Annotated in this window: 6 protein-coding genes; all 6 read left to right on the forward strand. The window is 66.0% G+C overall.

The features are described from left to right. Positions 1-359 precede the first annotated feature (359 nt). The 6 genes from LGQ10_RS00315 to LGQ10_RS00340 all read left to right on the forward strand — a co-directional run bounded on the left by LGQ10_RS00315 (position 360) and on the right by LGQ10_RS00340 (position 18497). Positions 360-1922: a TerC family protein gene (locus tag LGQ10_RS00315; protein ID WP_226524283.1), complete on the forward strand. Its 1563-nt coding sequence runs from the start codon at positions 360-362 to the stop codon at positions 1920-1922. 302 nt (positions 1923-2224) lie between these two features. Then, positions 2225-4336: a type I secretion system permease/ATPase gene (locus LGQ10_RS00320; protein ID WP_226526065.1), complete on the forward strand. Its 2112-nt coding sequence runs from the start codon at positions 2225-2227 to the stop codon at positions 4334-4336. Then, positions 4333-5718 (forward strand): HlyD family type I secretion periplasmic adaptor subunit, encoded by a 1386-nt coding sequence (locus LGQ10_RS00325; RefSeq protein ID WP_226524284.1) that lies wholly within the window; start codon positions 4333-4335, stop codon positions 5716-5718. Before LGQ10_RS00320 ends, LGQ10_RS00325 begins: the two co-directional genes overlap by 4 nt. A 2-nt stretch (positions 5719-5720) precedes the next feature. Further along, positions 5721-7862 carry a type I secretion system permease/ATPase gene (locus tag LGQ10_RS00330; RefSeq protein ID WP_226524285.1) on the forward strand — a complete coding sequence of 714 codons (2142 nt, stop codon included), beginning with the start codon at positions 5721-5723 and terminating at the stop codon, positions 7860-7862. Between the two features lie 121 nt (positions 7863-7983). Next, entirely contained in the window at positions 7984-16965 is an 8982-nt protein-coding gene (locus tag LGQ10_RS00335; protein WP_226524286.1) for a TcdA/TcdB pore-forming domain-containing protein, read from the forward strand. A gap of 92 nt (positions 16966-17057) precedes the next feature. Next, positions 17058-18497 carry a TolC family outer membrane protein gene (locus tag LGQ10_RS00340; protein WP_226524287.1) on the forward strand — a complete coding sequence of 480 codons (1440 nt, stop codon included), beginning with the start codon at positions 17058-17060 and terminating at the stop codon, positions 18495-18497. The last annotated feature ends 5 nt before the right edge of the window (positions 18498-18502 follow it).

Raw genomic sequence — 18502 nt, forward strand, 5'->3', positions numbered from 1 at the left:
GCGCCAGGCAAACCCCGGACGTCAGGGGCTACACGTAATGTGTGGGGTGGATAAAATCTTGTAATGATTTGCCGCTGGGGCCTGGAGGCCCTGGCCTTGTAATCTTCCAGTCCGTTTTATCACTCAGGATTTGCATGAATACGCTCTCGGAGCCTCCCAGTCGCTGCTCCCGTCCCGCTTTACCCCATGACTTCCCGCCTCATCCCGTCCTCCTGAGGCGCAGGCGCCCAAGCTGCCACGCCCGTGGCCTTACTGTCCCGGCACCCGCCGTTTCCCATCCTTGCCCGTCCGTCCCCCAGGCCCTGCGCCTTGGCGCCGTGTCGCGCCTGGCCGCCTGAGTTTTCCGGAGAACATAAGTTATGGAATGGATTGCAGACCCCACGGCCTGGCTTGGCCTCTTGACCCTGATCGTCCTGGAACTGGTGCTGGGCATCGACAACCTGGTGTTCATCGCTATCCTGGCCGACAAGCTGCCGCCGCATCAGCGTGACCGTGCGCGGATCATCGGCCTGTCCCTGGCGCTGCTGATGCGCCTGGGCCTGCTGGCCAGCATTTCCTGGATGGTGACCCTGACCCAGCCGCTGTTCGAAGTGTTCGAGAAGAGCTTCTCGGGTCGCGACCTGATCATGCTGTTCGGTGGTGTGTTCCTGCTGTTCAAGGCCACCATGGAGTTGCATGAACGCCTGGAAGGCCATGTCAGCCAGCGTGCCGGCCCCACCACCTATGCGCTGTTCTGGCCCATCGTCGCGCAGATCGTGGTGCTCGACGCGGTGTTCTCCCTGGACGCGGTGATCACCGCGGTGGGCATGGTGGACCACCTGGCAGTGATGATGATCGCGGTGGTGGTGTCCATCGGCGTGATGATCGTGGCCAGCAAGCCGCTGACCCGCTTCGTCAACAGCCACCCGACGGTGATCATGCTGTGCCTGGGCTTCTTGATGATGATCGGCTTCAGCCTGACCGCCGAAGGCCTGGGTTTCCATATTCCCAAGGGCTACCTGTACGCGGCCATCGGCTTCTCGATCCTGATCGAGCTGTTCAACCAGATCGCCCGGGCCCGGCGCAAGAAGTCCATGCAGGGCCTGCGGCCGATGCGCGAACGCACGGCCCACGCCGTGATGCGCCTGCTGGGCGGGCGCAGGCTGGCAGTCGAGGAAGTGGGCGAGGAGATCGCCGACCTGCTGGACACTGGCGATGCGCCGAGCGCCGAGCTGTTCGATCGCCGCGAGCGCGTGATGATCAGCGGGGTGCTGCAATTGGCCGAGCGACCGATCCGCAGCCTGATGACGGTACGTGCCGACGTCGACTACATCGACCTGGCGGACGATGCCCAAGCCATTCGCGACAAGCTGATGCATTCGTCCTATTCGCGCCTGCCGCTGATTCGTGACGGCGCGGTGGAAGAACCGTTGGGCTTTGTGCACAAGAAGGAATTGCTCAAGGAGTACCTGGCCGGCAACGAGCCGAACCTGGCCCACCTGGCGCGCACGACGATCAACCTGCTGGACAGCTTCACGATCCTCAATGCCCTGGAACAGATGCGCAAGGCCTCGACCCACATCGCGTTCGTGATCAACGAATTCGGTGACTTCGTCGGCGTGCTGAGCATGACCGACATCCTTGAATCCATCGCTGGCGAGCTGCCTGACGCCAGCGAGATCGAAGGTCCGGACATCGTCGAAGAGCAGGGTGGGTTCATGGTCAGCGGTGCGTTGAACCTGACGCAGATTCGCCAGCGCACCGGTTTCAACGCCGAGCCGACCGAGGACTACCAGACCCTGGCCGGGCTGGTGATGAGCCTGCTGGACCGCCTGCCGGTGATTGGTGATCGACTGCAATGGCAGGACTGGACGCTGCAGGTGGTGACGGTGCAGGAGCGCAGGGTCACCCGGGTGCTGATGCACAGGCAGCAGGCCACCTGAACCCAGGGGTGAACAAGCCGGACGCGAGTCCGGCTTTTTTTTGCCTCGCACATGAGCTGGCATCCGGGCGGGGACCTGCCTGTTTGACCCGAGGCTGGGTTTCGATTGATCAAGTTTCGATTGATTAAGTTTTGCTTGAAAGCTTTCAATTGTGCGGCTGATTATCATTCTCGGGCAGCTGCCGCAGACTGGTTTCGTATCTCCATGCACCCATGCGCTTGCCGTAGGGGTCTTGAAACGAGCGGTCTATGCCAGTCAACCCCGAAACACCCGCGCCGTCAGCTCCTGGCGAAAGCCCCGCGATGGCGCAGCCTTGCGCTTCACCTGCCGTCCACTCGGCCCTGGCCTGTTGCCAGTTGCTGCTGCAACTGACCCAGGAGCGCCCGCCACACGCCGCGTCCCCGGGAAACCCTCACGACCTGCGCCGAGCGCTCAAGGATTACGCCCGGGTAGCCGGCGTCGATCTGCGTCTCGAACGCCTGGCGCTGGCCCGGCTGAACCCGAAGATGCTGCCCCTGGTCTGGCGCGAGCGCAGCGGTGGCTTTGTCCTGCTGGCCCGGTTGTCCGATGCGCAGGCCCTGGTGCAGCGCCCGGCCGCCCCGACCCCCGAGGTGATCGACCGGGCGCAACTGGCCGAGGCCTGGAGCGGCGAGGTGATCCGCCTGCGCCAGGGCGGCCTGCGTTTCGACCTGTCCTGGTTCGTTCCGGAGCTGCTGCGTCACCGTCGGATACTGGGCGAAGTGTTGCTCTGCTCGCTGGTCCTGCAAGTGCTGGCCCTGGCGACTCCGTTGTTCTTCCAGGCGGTGATGGACAAGGTCATGGTGCACCGGGCGCTGTCGACCCTCGATGTGCTGGTGATGACGCTGGTGGCGGTCGGCCTGTTCGAGGTGTTGCTCAAGGGCTTGCGCGAATACCTCTCGGCCCACACCGCCAATCGCATCGATATCGGCCTTGGCGTCAAGCTGTTCCGCCACCTGCTGGGCCTGCCACTGCTGTACTTCAAGCAGCGCCAGGTGGGCGCAATCATTACCCGGGTCCAGGAGCTGGACAGCATCCGCGAGTTTCTCACCGGCTCGTTGCTGACCCTGTGCGTGGATGTGGCCTTCACCCTGGTGTTTTTCGCGGTCATGGCGTGGATCTCCTGGCCGCTGACGCTGCTGGTCCTGCTGACCCTGCCGCTGTATGGGCTGCTGGCCTGGGCCAGCACCGGCCCGCTGGAGAAGCGCATCGAGCGCCAGTTCCAGAGTGCCGCACGCAACACGGCATTTCTCAATGAAAGCGTGAGCAGCAGCGAAACCATCAAGAGCCTCGCGGTGGAGCCGCGCATGCAGCGGCGCTGGGAGGCACAGACCGCGCAGATGGTCGAGGCCGGTTTTGCCAGCCAGACCCTGGGCAGTGCCATCAGCCAGCTGGTGATGCTGTTGCAGAAAGTCACGGCAGTGGCGGTGATCTGCTGGGGAGCGAGCAAGGTCATCGACCTGCAGATGACCATTGGCCAACTGATCGCCTTCAACATGATGCTGTCCCACGTCAGCCAGCCGGTGGCCAAGCTGATCGAGGTCTGGCAGCAGTTCGTGCGGGTGCGGGTGTCGGTGGACAAGCTGGGCGACATGCTCAACCTGCCGGTGGAGCAGGCCGAGGGTGATCGGCGTCCGGCGCAGGCCCTGCGCGGCGAGGTGCGCATCGAGCAACTGACGTTCCGCTATCGTCCCGAACTGGAGCTGGTGCTGCGCGGCCTCGACCTGCAAGTCGCCGCTGGCCAGACCCTGGGCATCGTCGGGCCTTCCGGTTCCGGCAAGAGCACGCTTACCCGCCTGTTGCAGAAGCTCTATACCCCGGACGCCGGGCGCATCCTGATCGATGGCCTGCCGCTCCAGCAGTTGCAGCCGGCCTGGTTGCGCAGCCAGATCGGCGTGGTGCTGCAGGAAAACTACCTGTTCAACCGCAGCGTGCGACACAACATTGCCCTGCGCCAGCCGACCGCGTCCCTGGAAAGCGTGATCGCCGCGGCGCGCCTGGCCGGTGCCCACGAGTTCATCCTGCGCCTGCCGCTGGGCTACGACACGGTATTGGCCGAGGCGGGCAGCTCGCTGTCCGGTGGCCAGCGGCAACGCATCGCCATCGCTCGTGCGCTGATGGGCGATCCGCGCATCCTGATTTTCGACGAAGCCACCAGTGCCCTGGACGATGAGTCCCAGGCGCTGATCCAGGACAACATGGCGCGCATCGCCGAGGGGCGCACGGTGATCATCATCGCCCACCGCCTTTCCGCCGTGCGCCATTGCCAACGCATCATTGCCCTGGAGCGGGGGCGTATCAGCGAGTCGGGCAGCCACCAGCAACTGCTGGCCAACGGTGGTTGTTATGCGCGCTTGTGGGCGCTGCAACAGGCGCTGCACAAGGAGGCCCCATGATGCCTGGCCCATTGCCGTCCTTGCGCCGCACCTGGCACCGGCTGCGCGAGGCGCCGGCGCTGCTCAAGCGCAGCCGCGACGAATACGAGTTCCAGCCCGGTTACCTGGAAATTGTCGAGCGCCCGCCCGCGCCCTGGGCACGTGGCACGGCACTGCTGCTGATCCTGACCATCGTCCTGGCGCTGGGCTGGGCGATCCTCGGCTTCCTCGACATTCACGCCAGCGCCGCCGGGCGCCTGATGGTCTCCAGCTACACCAAGGTGATCCAGGCCCACGAGGCCGGCGAGGTCCGCTCGATCCATGTGCGTGACGGCCAGAGGGTCAAGGCCGGTGAGGTCCTGGTGGCGCTGAACCCGATCGGCATCGATGCCGAACTGCGCGAGTTGCGCGCGCAGCTGCTGTTCAAGCGCCTGGAACTGGCCCGGGCCCGCGCACTGTTGACCGAGGACCCGCTGGCCAGCTACCAGGCACCCGACGGCCTGGACGCGGAGCAGGTCGCGGCGGCGCGGGAGCAATTGGCGAGCACCTGGAAGGAGATCCGCGCCAACCTCGACAGCCTCAATGCCGAGATTGCCATCAACCAGGCCAACCAGCGGGCCCGCAATGGCGAGATTGCCGCCCTGGGCAAGCTGGCCAGCAACGTTCGTCGGCGCCTCGATGCGCGCCGAGCCATGGCGGCCGAACAGTTGATGCCCCGGGTCGAACTGCTCGAGCAGGAAAAGGAGCAGTTGGAGGTCGAACGTTCCCTGGCCCAGCAACATGCCGAGTTGCAGGTGCTCAAGGCCCAGGCGCAGAACCGCCGGGAGCAGCGCGACAGTTTCCTGGCCAGGACCCAGCGCGAGCAGCACGAACTGCTCAACCGCAGCCGCCAGGATGTCGCCGTGCTCGAGCAGCAACTGATCCGCGGTCGCGATCGGCAGCGCCTGCAAACCCTGCTGGCACCGGTGGACGGCGTGGTCCAGCAACTGGCGGTGCATACCCTGGGAGGCGCGGTACAGCCGGCGCAGCAACTGCTGGTGATCGTGCCCGAGGGCGCCGAGCTGGACGCCGAGGTGATGGTGCTGAACAAGGATGTCGGTTTCGTCAGGGCCGGCCAGCCGGTGGAGCTCAAGGTCGACGCTTTTCCCTACACCCGCTACGGCACCTTGCGCGGCACGGTCGAGCACGTCTCTGGCGACGCCATCAAGGATGAACAGTTGGGCCTGGTGTTTGCGACCCGCATCCGTCTTGCGCCCGACGCGATCGCCCAGGGGCAGGACCGGATGCCCTTGCAGGCCGGAATGAGTGTGACCGGGGAGGTCCGCACTGGAGAGCGGCGGGTGATCAATTACCTGCTGGGGCCGATCCGCGAATATCAGTCCGAAGCGTTGCGGGAGCGTTGAGCATGACCACAGCCTTCCATCCCGAGGCCGAACAGGCCCCGACAGTGCTCGACACGGGCCTGCATGCGCTGGCCTGGGCCGCCGGGCGGTTCGACCTGTGCATCAGCCCGGCGCAACTGGAGCATCGCCTGGGGCGGCTCGAGGGGCTGGCCGACAGCCTCGACCTGCGGCGCTGCGCCGGCTGGATCGGCCTGCGGGCTCGCGCAGTGCAAAGCCATGTGCGGCGCTTGTCGCACCTGCCGTTGCCGGCCCTGCTGGAAACCACCCAGGGCTGGGCGGTGCTGGACGCGGTGGACGGTGACCAGGCACGGCTGTTCTGGCCGTTGCAGGGGCAGTGTCGAAGCGTGTCCATCGAAGCGCTTGCAGGGCTCTGGCAAGGCCAGGTACTGCTGCTGGCCGAGCGGCATGTCGAACCTCGGGTGCGCGGTTTCGGAATCGCCTGGTTCCTGCCATCGATCCTCAAGCATGCCCGGCAATTTCGCAGCGTGCTGCTGGTGTCGCTGATGCTGCAACTGGTGGCGCTGGTCACGCCGCTGCTGTTCGAGAACATCATCGACCGGGTCCTGGTCAGTCGCGGCCTGTCCAGCCTGCAGGTGCTGGGCATCGCCATGCTGGCCCTGGCCCTGTTCGAGCCGCTGTTCGGCCTGCTGCGCTCCTGGCTGTTCAGCAACGTGGCGAGCAAGATCAACGCCGAATTGTCCGCGCGGCTGTACCAGCATCTGATCCAGTTGCCCCTGGGGTATTTCCAGGGCCGGCAGACCGGCGAGATCATCGCCCGGGTCGGCGAGATGCAGCAGATCCGCCAGTTCCTGACCGGCTCGGCCCTGACCCTGGTGCTGGACCTGGCGTTCTGCGGGCTGTTCATCGCCGTGATGTATGCCTACGCACCGCTGCTGACCTGGGTGGTGGTGGGTTCCCTGGCCCTGTATTTCCTCTTCTGGTTGTGCGTGGGGCCCTTGCTGCGCAGCCGCGCCCTGCGCGAGTACGAGTTGAACGCGGCCAACACCGCGTTCCTCACCGAGGCCGTGACCGGCATCGAGACCATCAAGACCGGGGCCATCGAGAGCGGTTTCCAGCAGCAGTGGCAACGGCAACTGGCGGCTTATGTGCGCGCCGCTTTCCACACCCGCATCGTCGGTATCTGGGCCGGGCAGGGCATAGGCCTGATCCAGAAGCTCACCGCGGCACTGTTGCTGTGGTGGGGCGTGATGCTGGTGCTGGACGGCCAGTTGAGCCCCGGCCAGCTGGTGGCCTTCAACATGCTGGCCGGCCATGTGGTGGAGCCCATCCTGCGCCTGGCCCAGGTCTGGCAAGACTTCCAGCACAGCCTGATTTCACTGCGGCGCCTGGGCGACATTCTCGACACCGAGTGCGAAAGCGGCAGTGGCGGCCTGGCCTCGGTGCCGGCATTGCAGGGCGCGGTGAGTTTCCAGGGGGTGCGCTTTCGTTATGAGGAAGACGGCCAGGAGGTCCTGCGCAACCTCGATTTGGAGATTCGCCCGGGGGAATTCGTCGGCATCACCGGGCCTTCCGGCTCTGGTAAATCGACCCTGACCCGCCTGTTGCAGCGCCTCTACGTGCCCCAGCACGGTCGGGTGCTGGTGGACGGTATCGACCTGGCCATCGCCGACCCGGTAGCCCTGCGCCGCAACATGAGCGTGGTCCTCCAGGAAAGCGTGCTGTTCGCCGGCAGCGTGGCCGACAACATTCGCCTGTGCCGGCCCCAGGCCAGTGATGCCCAGGTGCAGCACGCCGCCAGCCTTGCCGGGGCGGCGGACTTCATTGAAACCCTGGCCCAGGGCTACGAGACCCAGGTCGGCGAACGTGGCGGCCAGCTTTCCGGCGGCCAGCGCCAGCGCATCGCCCTGGCCCGGGCGCTGCTGGGCAACCCCGGGATCCTGCTCCTGGACGAGGCCACCAGCGCCCTGGATTACGAGTCGGAGGCGGCAGTGATGGCCAACCTGCGGAGCATCGCCCGGGGCCGCACGGTGATCAGCGTGGCCCATCGCCTCAATACCCTGCGCCACGCCGACCGGATCCTGGTCATCGATCACGGCCGGGTGCTCGAGCAGGGCACCCACGACCAGTTGCTGGCCCTGGACGGGCTGTACGCCCGGCAGTGGGCCTTGCAGATGACGGATTGAACCCACTGACGACAGGAGAACCCACGAACCAGGCACCTGTCCCCATTCCCGCAACCCATACCGATAGGCAGCCTTTCGCCGCGCGAAGGGCTTGGCTCAAAACAGACGAAGGATCATTGCAATGGCTTCCATGTCCAAGGACTTCACGCGCCTGCTCAATACCCTGATCGATCAGAAGATCAAGGTATCGGGCAGGCAGACCGAATGGTTCAACATGAGCGCCGACGAGCGTGCCGCGTACATCGCCCAAGTCGGCGATCGGCTGCTGGAAATGCAGCAGAGCACCCTCAGCGTCCTGGCCGCCCAGCATTATCAGATGCAGGACAACCCGGTCTCGCTGGGTGACCAGTTGCAGACGCTGACGCAACGGCGCCAGCAGATGAACGCCATTCCCGACACCCCGGCGACCAGCGCCTACAAGCTGCAACTGGACCGCGACATCCAGTTGTACAGCCGCCAACAGACGGCGGTCAGCCACTATGACCGCACCTGGCGCAAGGCCCTGGACATGCTCAGCCCCGGAGGGGCCAAGCACCTGGAGGTGCAGGGCCTGAAGGCTGATGAACAGGCCAAGCAGGACAAGCTCGCAGGGCGGATCAAGCGCCTGGAGCAGCAGTTGACCATCCAGGTGGCCGACTCCACCTTCACCCAGCCCTACGTGACGCTGTTCTCCGAGCTGCAGGCCTACAAGGACGTCAGCACCCGCTATGACGCACTGCTCAAGGCCACGCCCGAACAGCAGGCCGCGAGCCTGGGGGCGCTGGCCAAGGCCCCCCGGGCCTCCGACGATCTGCCGGTGAACATCTCGCTGCTGATGATGGAGGAACGCCCGGGCTACATCCGCATGAACGTGGCGCTGGTCAATGCCAGCACCGATGGCCGCTTCAAGGATTTCTTCCTGGAGAACGGCAAGCTGGTGGTGCCCACCGACGGCGTACTGAACTTCTCCTTCGGCACGGCGGCTCGCTCCCTGGCCTGGCAGCAACAGTACCGGCTCAAGAGCGAGCCGCCGTCCCTGCGCTCGCCAACCTACGCGCCGATCCGCTCGGTGCTGGTCAAGACCGCTTTCGTCGAGCAGTACTTCGCCAGCCACCTGGTGTCGGAAAGCACCTTGCGCGAAGGCTTCAAGGCCCAGGTTCTGGGCAATGGCCGCACCCTGCTGCTGACCAGCGTCGATCGCAAGGTGCCGAACCAGGTCGGCATCCAGGTCTCGGGCCAGTCGCCCAACACCACCGTCACCCGCGAAGTGCCCCTGGCGGGCGCCTTGAGCGAGCTGATCAACCAGAATGCGGACATCGCCAGCTTCCAGACCATCGGCCTCGAGGATTTTCGCCAGAACAGCTACCACCCCGACCGTGACGGCCTCTTCGTCAACATCCACGAGCTGGAGCGCTCGGTGGGCTTTGCCGAGCGCCAGTACCTGCTGGAAATGCCTCAGGACGGCGATTACCGCGCTGCGACACCTTTTGCGCTGATGACCGTCGATGGCGACAAGGTCAGCAGCAGTCACCTGAGCAAGGCCCAGACCGACGCCCTGTATCAGTACAACGCGGCGTTCTTCGACAAGCTCGAACAGCTGCGCGACGGAGGCATCAAGGCCAGCCGCCTGTTCGAGGGCAGCAGCGAGCGTGCGACCTTCGTGCAGCAGCTGACCCGCCTGCTCGATCGCAACCACATCACCCCGGCCGGGGTGCTGATGCCGGAACACAGCCGCACCAGCCTGCGCGATATCAAGGGCAACAACCTGAACAAGGTGCTCTGGGAGCAAGCCTTCGCCGCATCGGTCTGGCAGAGCCGCGACAACGACGCGCTGCTGTTCGGCCTGGCGGCCAAGCTGGTGAACCACCCGGCGCTGGAGAAGGTCGTGCAAGGCGGCTATGTGCAGAGTGATGTTGCCCAGGCCAAGTTGCTGCTGGCACCGCTCTACGAGCCATGGCGGGCCCAGGCGATCGAGGCGGAAAACCAGCGGGTCGCCAGTGCCAACGCCGAACAGCATCCGGGCAACCCCAAGGTGCACGTCTTCGATCGCGTGGCCGTCGAGCGTTCCCTGGACAACCGTCTGCTGAACCTGTTGTTGCGCGGGCCGGCAGCGCTGGAGCAAGCCGATGCCGAACTGCGCCCGACCGTCGAGGCGCTGCTGGCGGGCGACGCGGGTCGCAGCCTGAGAAAACAGGCGTTGTTCCATGCCCTGCGGCCCATCGCCGACAGCTTTTCCAAGGCTGCGGTGCCGATCAACGCCCATGCCGCGCTGGCGTCACCTGGTGGCGCCGACAAGGTGGTGATCAACAACCGGCTGAACCAGCCCGACCCTTACCTGATCCTCAATACCCATTCGGAGCAGGCCCAGGTCGATGCCACGTTGGTGATCGCGGACGACAAGTACCGCAGCTACAACCAGTTCCGTCCCGATCCGGGCAATATCGCCACCCGCTACATGGGCGACCTGGACACGCCGTTCGTGGGTGGTATTTCCGGAACGACCCAGACCGTCAGCAATGCCTTGCCGGAGTTGTTCGAGGGCGCGCCGAGCGTCAAGCAGTACTGGCAGTTCCAGATGGCCAACGCAGCCTTCATGATCCGCAACGGCTATCACTCGTTCTTCGAGACCCTGTACGTTGCCGCGCGGTATGAACCCCAGGGGCCGGACAGCATCGGCCAGGACCTGCTGCAGATGTTCGATCGCTACCGCGCCGAGGGCAGCCAGCAGGCGTTGCACGGCGAGCTGTACGACGGGGTGATGGCCCGCGTGCTGCCGATCGTCAATCAAGGTTTGCCGGCCGCCGAGGAGTTCCATCCGCCGCGCTTCACCCGCGTCGGCCCGATGCCCGCACTGCTGGGGCAGGCCGCCAGGGACCTGCAGCTCAAGAGCGGACTGGGTTCGCTGGGGACCGGAGCACAACCGCGCCAGGGCAGCGCCGACATCCGGCAGTTCAGCGCCGACCCGGTACAGTTCGCCAAGACCAACACCCTCAGCGCCGAGGCGCTGGTCAAGTCGGGGCGCCTGCCGGCCCAGGGCAATGTGCAGTTGGTCAAGGTCGCGCCGAACCTGTACGAGCTCGAATACACCGAGCACGGCAGCAATGAAATCGCCAGTGGCGGCGACAGCGTGCCGGCGTACTTCCTCGGCTACAACGGCCCGAACCAGGCCAACGCCGCGCCGGCCTATGTGGACATTCCCAAGCACGGCGCCGCCGGCAGCTTCCTGTTCACCGGTACGCTGTCGGGCTGTTCGCTGGTGGTGACCAGCCTGGATGCCGATACCTTCCGGGTCTATCACGACGGCCGCGTCAACAGCTCGCTCTTGTACGACAACGTGGTGATGGCGGTCGACTACAAGGACTATCAGGTCGCCGGCACCGCCGAAGGCCTGGCCGCAGCCTACATGCAGTACGTCGATGGCCAGTGGCAACTGGTGTTCCAGCGCCAGGAGTACCAGCGCGAAGGCCAGCTGGTCTGGCCAAAGTTGCGTGAGGGAGCCGAGCCCCTGGCGATCCAGACCGCCGATACCCAGGTCCAGGCGCGCAACCGCAGCGAGTTCACCGCCTACCGCGAACAGGTTCACCAGAACCTGAAGAAGGTCGCCGCCCAGTTCGGCGTGGCGGTCGACGGGGTGGCCGATGGTGTCTACAGCGAGGGCGGGTTTTCTCCCGACCATACGGCGATCGCCGCCTGGAACCAATTGCGCGAAGCGGTGCAGGCCAAGGTCAGCGCCGATATCCAGCAACTGGTCGACCAGCGCTTCCAGCTTCAGGACCAGCGGCGCACGGCCAGCGACAAGGGGTTCATCGACCAGCAGATCCGCCAGCTCAACCTCACCCAGGACTACTACCGGGCGCAGTACGACCCGGTTCTGCGCGAAGCCGGTTCGGTGGAAAAGACCTGGCTCTGGCAGCAGATCAAGGCCAAGGACGGCAGTGGCGCCGTGGTGCGCACCGACGATAGCGTCCTCCAGGGCGGGGGCGAGGAACGCACCAGCAGCGTGGGCGAGCGTTATGCCATTGCCGAGGCTTATCAGCGCGGTGCGCGGGGCACGGCGTTCAGCGACGGCCTGGAGGATTTCCGCCAGATCAAGATTCCCGGGGTGGACGACAAGATGTCGTCCCTGGAGATGAAGCGACTGTTCCTCGAGGGTTCGCTCACGCCCCAGCAGCGCGGCGCCCTGAGCGGGCGCATCAGCGAGGCCGCCCAGGCCGAGTACATCGACAAGGTGCTGCGCCAGACCGCGGTGTTCAGTGAAGACTTCCACAATGCCGGTAGCGTCTTCGGCCAATTGGCGCCCCAGGATTTCTACTTGTCGCTGGTGGGCGACCGCTCCGGTGGCCGCTGCTACCCGTTGGTGCGAGCCATGGCCGTGGCCTTGGCCAGTGGGGGCGAGGCAGGCGTCAACAGCCTGGTGCAGAAGCTGTTCCTGGCGTCCGCCGACCCGCAGGCGGGCAGCTCGACCTTGCTCAAGAACAGCCTGATTCGCCTGCACTCCAATGTCGACGCTGTGCAGGCTTCGACCGCGGTGGGGCAACTCAAGCTGTCCGAGGTGGTGGCGCGGCTGGCCGCGAGCAAGGGCACGGCGATGTTTGCCCTCAATACCCAGAACCACTCGATGATGGTGGGCAGCACGCAGGGGGCCGAGGGCCAGCGCTATTACTTCTACGACCCGAACGTGGGGATCTTTGCCTTCGATTCCACCAAGGACTTGTCCCGGGCCATGGAGCAGCACCTGGTGACGCGCAAGCTGGCCGCGCACTACGGATCGTTCGGCAGCCAGTCGGTGCCGGCCTTCAACCTGGTGGAGATCGACACCGGCAAGATGGCCCAGGTGCCGGTGGGCAACGGGCTGGATGTCGCCGACCTGTCCCGTCCCGAGGAGCTGGCCGGGGTCATTGGCCAGCGCCGCCAGGTCGAGCAGGCTCTGGACACCCGGCAGCGCGTCAGCGAAGACCTGCGCCTGGGCGCGGCACTGACCACCTTCGACGCCGAGCAGTGGGGTGAGCGCTTTGAAGTCGCCAGCACCCGCCTGGCCCGGGAGCACCAGCTGGGCAGTCAGTGGATACCGATCATCGCCACCACCGAGGCCCAGCCGGAGGGGGGGTATCGGGTGCAGTTCATCAACCGCGACCAGCCGGAGCTGGAGCCCCGCTGGCTGGCCACCGAGGATGGCACCTTTGTCGAGTTCCGCCGGTTCGTCGATGAGCACATGCGCGTGTTCAACGAGCACTTCACCCTTGAACACGGCCAGATACGGCCCCGTGCCGGGGTTGGCGAGGCACCGGCGGTGGACGGACTGAACGCCGGTTTCGCGGTCCAGACGCTGATCCAGTGGTTTGCCGACAAGAACCGCAAGGACGCCGCCCAGGGCACGGTCTCGCCGGACCTGGCCACAGCGCTGAAGATCCACAGCTACCTGGGCCTGGTGCAGATCGGCCATGGCACCTTGCAGGATGTGGCCAAGGTCACCGAGCTGGTGCGGACCGCGTTGCGCGGCGAAGCCATGGTCGCGCAAACCTCGCTCAAGGGTTTTGCCTCGACCCTGGGCCACACGGTCAACGAAGGCGCGGGCCTGCTGTTTGGCGGGGCCATGGTCGGCCTCGATGCCTATGAACTGGCCCATGCCGAGAACGATGTGCAGAAGGCAGTGTTCGGCACCCAGCTGGCGTTCGATTCGGCCAGCTTCGTTACCGGCGCGGCCGGGGTGGGTGCCGGGCTGGTCGGGGCCTCGACCGCGGCCGCCGTACTCGGTGGCGCGGGCGTGATCCTCGGCGGCCTGGCGGTGGGCTTCACCGCGCTGGCCCAGGCCTTCGGCGCGGTGGCCGAAGACGCCAAGGCGGTAGGGCGCTACTTCGATGCGCTGGACCAGGCCTACAAGGGCCACGGCTACCGCTATGACGCGGACAAGAAGGTCCTGGTGCCGCTGGCTGGAGCGGTGGTCAAGCACCTGGACCTGCGCAATAGCCAGATCGGCTTCGACAGCCAGTACATCTACCGGACCCATCACGGCTCCACCGGGTCGGGGGCGATCAACTACTTCTTCTGGGCCGGCGATTTCCCGCGGATGATCCACGACCGCGACCAGGCGATCGAGGTGCGCAGCGGCATCGGCTACCCGCAGGCGTCGCTGGCGCTGGAGCATGGCGACAGCACGGCAGTGATCCTGCCGGGCACGCCCAAGTCCTACATCAGCTACGAGTACATGATCCTGCCCGGGGCCACCACCCGGCATGACACCGGCTTCGACGTGATCCGCAGGCTCGAGGAGGATCGGCGCTTCGACTACGACTTCTACATCTTCCCCAGCGAGGAAACGATCCGGCGGATACGCCAGGAGTACGTCGACACTCCAGTCGAGGTAGTGCTCGATTCCCGGGATCGGCAGTTGATCGCCCCCGAGCTGCCCCAGGAGCTGCACGGTTACCTGCGCTACCAGATCAAGGGCGCCGGCGGGCGGTATCTGCTGGGGCTCAATGAAGGCTCCCGGGTCGAGCTGGCCAGCGAGGCCGGCGGTACGCCATCGCGCTGGATCATCGACAGCAGCCAGCTGAAAGACCAGACCATCAGCGTCATGAAGGACCAGCTGAAGGTAGGCGAGGTGGTGGTCACGCTCGACCCGGCGCACCACGGCCAGGTGTTGCTGGTCAACGGCAAGGGCGAGGTACGTGAAGTCGACTTCACGAGCCTTTCCACCCAGGTCGTGGAGGAAGACGCAAGCAAGTGGCAGGTGCCCGGGCAGCGCATCGAACAGCACCTGAGCCAACTGGCCAAGGCCCACCAGTTGCACGGCCAGTATGTGACGGTGGAGAACTACCGCCACGGCGAGCGCAATGTCGGCCGGGCGTTCTATGACGTCGCCAAGGACCGCATGCTGTTCACCGACACGCAGGTGGAGCAGGCCCGCAATGCCCAGCTGGGAGCGGTCGTCGGCGACCATGCCTACTTTGTCGACGCCGAGAACGCCGCGGCCTGGCGGGTAGAGATTGCCACCGGCAAGGTCGATGCGCAGTTCGCGCCCTCGTTCAACCAGAGCGCCGGGCACATCAGCCGGTTCTGGCAAGAGGGCGAGGCGGTGTACCTGGCCCGTCGTTATCAGCTCAAGGAGCGCGAGGCCGAGCTGAACTTCCGGATCATCGGCGACCGCATGGAGCTGGTCGGGGTGGTGGGCGATGAAGCCCTGCTGCAGTTGTCGGCCCGCACCGACCAGCATGGCGATACGCTCAAGGCCCTGCTCCAGGGTTACGAAAGCCAGGCCACGCAGCGCGCCACCCCGGTCTACAGCCTGGGCGCGCCGATGATGGAGCCGAGCGCTGCGGCGCTGGTGACCGTGTTTGGCCTGGACGCGGCCAAAGTGGCGCACCGTTACTGGGTCCGCACCAGCGACGGTACCCTGATCAAGCCCAACCTGGCGCCCCCAGCGGGCGAGCAGCTATCGCCGGACGCCCTGGGCAAGCCCCGGAGCGCCTGGCCGATCCCGGCGGACCTGGTGTTTGCCGGGAGCATGGCGCAGCCTGCGGGCCCGGAAGTGTTCTTCTTCTACAGCCAGCAGCAGAAGGTGCTGTTCCGCCAGGAAGGCGCGGGACAGAAGGTGCTCGACGGCAGCCAGCCGAGTGCCCTGCGCCTGGCCATACCGGCGCTGGCCAATGTGCTGGAGCTCAACGGCCATCTGGTGGCCGTGACCGAAGACGGGCGCGTGGCGCGCATCGAAGCCACAGGGCGCTTGAGCTATGAAGCGGTCAACGAGCACTGGCTCAAGGGGCGCGCCACCTGGTGGCAGGACCTGGCCAGCGTCAACGGCAACAACGCCACCCTGGCGGTGTTCGGGGTCAAGGCCGCCGATGGCAAGGGTGCGTTGCCGGTCTGGTACCACAACGGCCAGGTGGTGGTGGCTTCGGCCGCGCTGCAAGGCAAGCCGCTGCAATTTCTTGGTTTCGACAGCGCAAGCTCCAGCGCGCGGCTGTTCGAGCCCGAGAGCGGCAAGCTGTACCTGCAGGCACCGATGACACCCGAGGCGTTGGCGGCGGCGTTTGCCGGCGACGAGGTGCTCGAAGCCTCGGCGCAGTTGCCGGCGGCCACGCTGCTGATGCCCGAGGTGCCGTTGCGCTCGGCGGTCCAGGTGGATGCCGGGCTACGGTTGACGACGGCCAAGGGAGAGGTCCTGTTGCGCACCAATGACGGGGGCGTGCAACTGGTGGCCCTCGACAAGGGCTGGCAGCGGGAGCGGCTGGGCAATCTGTCCAAGGCGCTGGCCGAGGTGGCCGGGCAATGGCAGGCCAAGGGCGTGTTGACCTTGCAAGGCTCGGGTGTCCAGGGCTGGTTCGATGTCGCCAGCGGGCAGATGTTCGCCAGCACCGGCATCGCTGCCCCGGGCGATTTGCGTTTTATCGGCGTGGCCGCCGATGCGCCGGGCGCGGCGTACCTATACCACCCGACGGAGCAGGTGTTGTATCAGGTCCGGCAGGAGGGCGCGCAGAAGCTTGGCCACTACGCCAATGTCGAGCGCATTGGTTCCTCGCTGCTGCTTCAGGGCGGGGGCCGTCAGGATGAACTGGCGCCGCCGTTGATCGCCGGGGTCGACAGCGTGGTGCTACACGGCGGCAGTGCCGACGATACCTACCGCTTGAGTCCGGCGATGTGGACGCACTACCCCACGGTGGTGATCGACAACGACGATCCTGGCCAGGCCTTGGATCGCCTGATCATGCCGGTGGCCGATGGCAAGGAGATTCTCGTCAGCCGCCAGGGCGAGGACGTGCTGCTGACCGACGTCGTTGCCGGCAGGGCACTGGTGCTGCGCCAGGTCTTGGGCAGCCAGGGCGCGGCGCACCGGCATCTGCAGATCGAGTTGCAGGGCGACGCGTCGGTGATCAGCGTCGACCACTTGCTCAAGGGATTCGAGCGGGTGGGACCGACCGGGGGCGGGTTGTTCGAACTGTCCTCGAGTGAAGGGCCATCCACGCCGGGTGCCAATGACGTCTCCGCGCTGAGCGATGCCGAGGGCCCGAGCCTGGCCAAGCTGAGCGGGGCCATGGCGGCATTTGCCGATACGGGTGGTGCGCGTGAGCATCTGCCGCAAAACCGCCAGGCCGCCCAGGCGGTGCTGGCGCCTCCACTGACCTGACCCCACGGGAGCAACCACAGGAGGGGCGCAAGGCCTCTCCTGTCTCGTGTTTCTCGGCTGCGGCCGAATCATTTGCTTGTGTAGAACAGACCATGAACGAACCCCTGATTTTGCGGCAACCAGTCCTTGCCGGCTGGTTGCTCGTCTTGCTGTCGCCGCTCGCCTGCCTGGTGCAGGCGAGTCCGCGCCAGGCCATGCCCAGCGACCTCTGGCGGGTGTACGAGGACGCCCGGCAGCACAACAGCGAGTTGGCTGCGGCGCGTGCCGACCAGGCCGCCCGCGCCGAGGCCGTGCCCCAGGCGCGCGCCGGCCTGTTGCCCACCCTGTCGGCCAGCGCCGAGCACAACGGCACCAGCACCTCCTTGCAGCAGCCACGACAGGAGACTCGGCGCAGTGGCACCAGTTACCAGGCAGTGTTGAACCAGCCGATCTTTCGCGCCGATCGCTGGTTCAGCCTCAAGGCCGCCGAAGCCGAGGACCAGCAAGCCCAGCTGGAGCTGGCAGCGGCCGAGCAGAAGCTGATGCTCGACAGTGCCCAGGCCTATTTCGGCCTGCTCAAGGCCCAGGACGCCCTGGCGGCGGCCAGGGCGGAAGAGGCGGCGCTCAAGCGCCAGCTGACCGTGGCCGAGAAGGGCTTGCAACTGGGCCTGTCCGACCGGACCGATGTGCTCCAGGCCCAGGCCGGGTACGACACCGCGCGCGCCAACCGGATCGTCGCGCACAAGCGCACCGACGATGCCTTCGAGGCCCTGGACACCCTGACGCACCAGCAGTACCCGGCCATCCAGGGCCTGCGCCATGACATGCCGGTGCTGTTGCCCGAGCCCAACGACGCCCGACGCTGGGTCGATACCGCAGTGCGCCAGAACCTGACCCTGCTGGCCAGCCAGCAGGCCCTGGACGCCACGCAGCAGACCCTGAGTGCGCGCAAGGCCGGGCACGCGCCGACCCTGGACGCGGTGCTGCGCTACCAGGCAGGCGACAACGACAACCTGGGGTATGGCAACAGCGATATCCGCGGCAGTGGCTACGGTGGCAATGTTGAGCAGCGCTCCGTGGGCCTGCAGTTGAACATTCCACTGTTCAACGGGGGGCAGACCTCTTCCCAGGTGCGCGAAGCCCACCAGCGGGTGAACCAGCGCGAATACCTCAACGACAACCTGCGACGCCAGGTGGTGGAGCAGACCCGCAACCTGCATCGCGGGCTCAACAGTGCGGTGGACCAGGTCCAGGCCCGGCGCCAGTCGATCATTTCCAACCAGGGCGCGGTGCTGGCCTCGCAACTGGGTTTCCAGGTCGGCACGCGCAACATCGTCGATGTGCTGGAGGCCCAGCGCCAGCTGTACAACGCCGTGCGCCAGTACAACGACAGCCGTTATGACTACATTCTCGACACCCTGCGGCTCAAGCAGTCGGTGGGCACCCTGGCGCCCCAGGACCTCAAGGCGCTTTGTGATTACCTCAAGGCCGACTACGATCCCGACCGCGATTTCCTGCCGCCGGAGTTTCCACGCCGGCTGGCGGCGCGCTGAGGCAT

The sequence above is a fragment of the Pseudomonas sp. L5B5 genome, from assembly GCF_020520285.1.
Taxonomy (GTDB): Bacteria; Pseudomonadota; Gammaproteobacteria; order Pseudomonadales; family Pseudomonadaceae; genus Aquipseudomonas.

Excerpts from the sequence above, each read along its gene's own strand:
- LGQ10_RS00340 (WP_226524287.1), top strand. The coding sequence starts at position 17,058 with ATGAACGAACCCCTGATTTTGCGGCAACCAGTCCTTGCCGGCTGGTTG.
- LGQ10_RS00315 (WP_226524283.1), top strand. The coding sequence starts at position 360 with ATGGAATGGATTGCAGACCCCACGGCCTGGCTTGGCCTCTTGACCCTG.
- LGQ10_RS00320 (WP_226526065.1), top strand. The coding sequence starts at position 2,225 with ATGGCGCAGCCTTGCGCTTCACCTGCCGTCCACTCGGCCCTGGCCTGT.
- LGQ10_RS00325 (WP_226524284.1), top strand. The coding sequence starts at position 4,333 with ATGATGCCTGGCCCATTGCCGTCCTTGCGCCGCACCTGGCACCGGCTG.
- LGQ10_RS00335 (WP_226524286.1), top strand. The coding sequence starts at position 7,984 with ATGGCTTCCATGTCCAAGGACTTCACGCGCCTGCTCAATACCCTGATC.
- LGQ10_RS00330 (WP_226524285.1), top strand. The coding sequence starts at position 5,721 with ATGACCACAGCCTTCCATCCCGAGGCCGAACAGGCCCCGACAGTGCTC.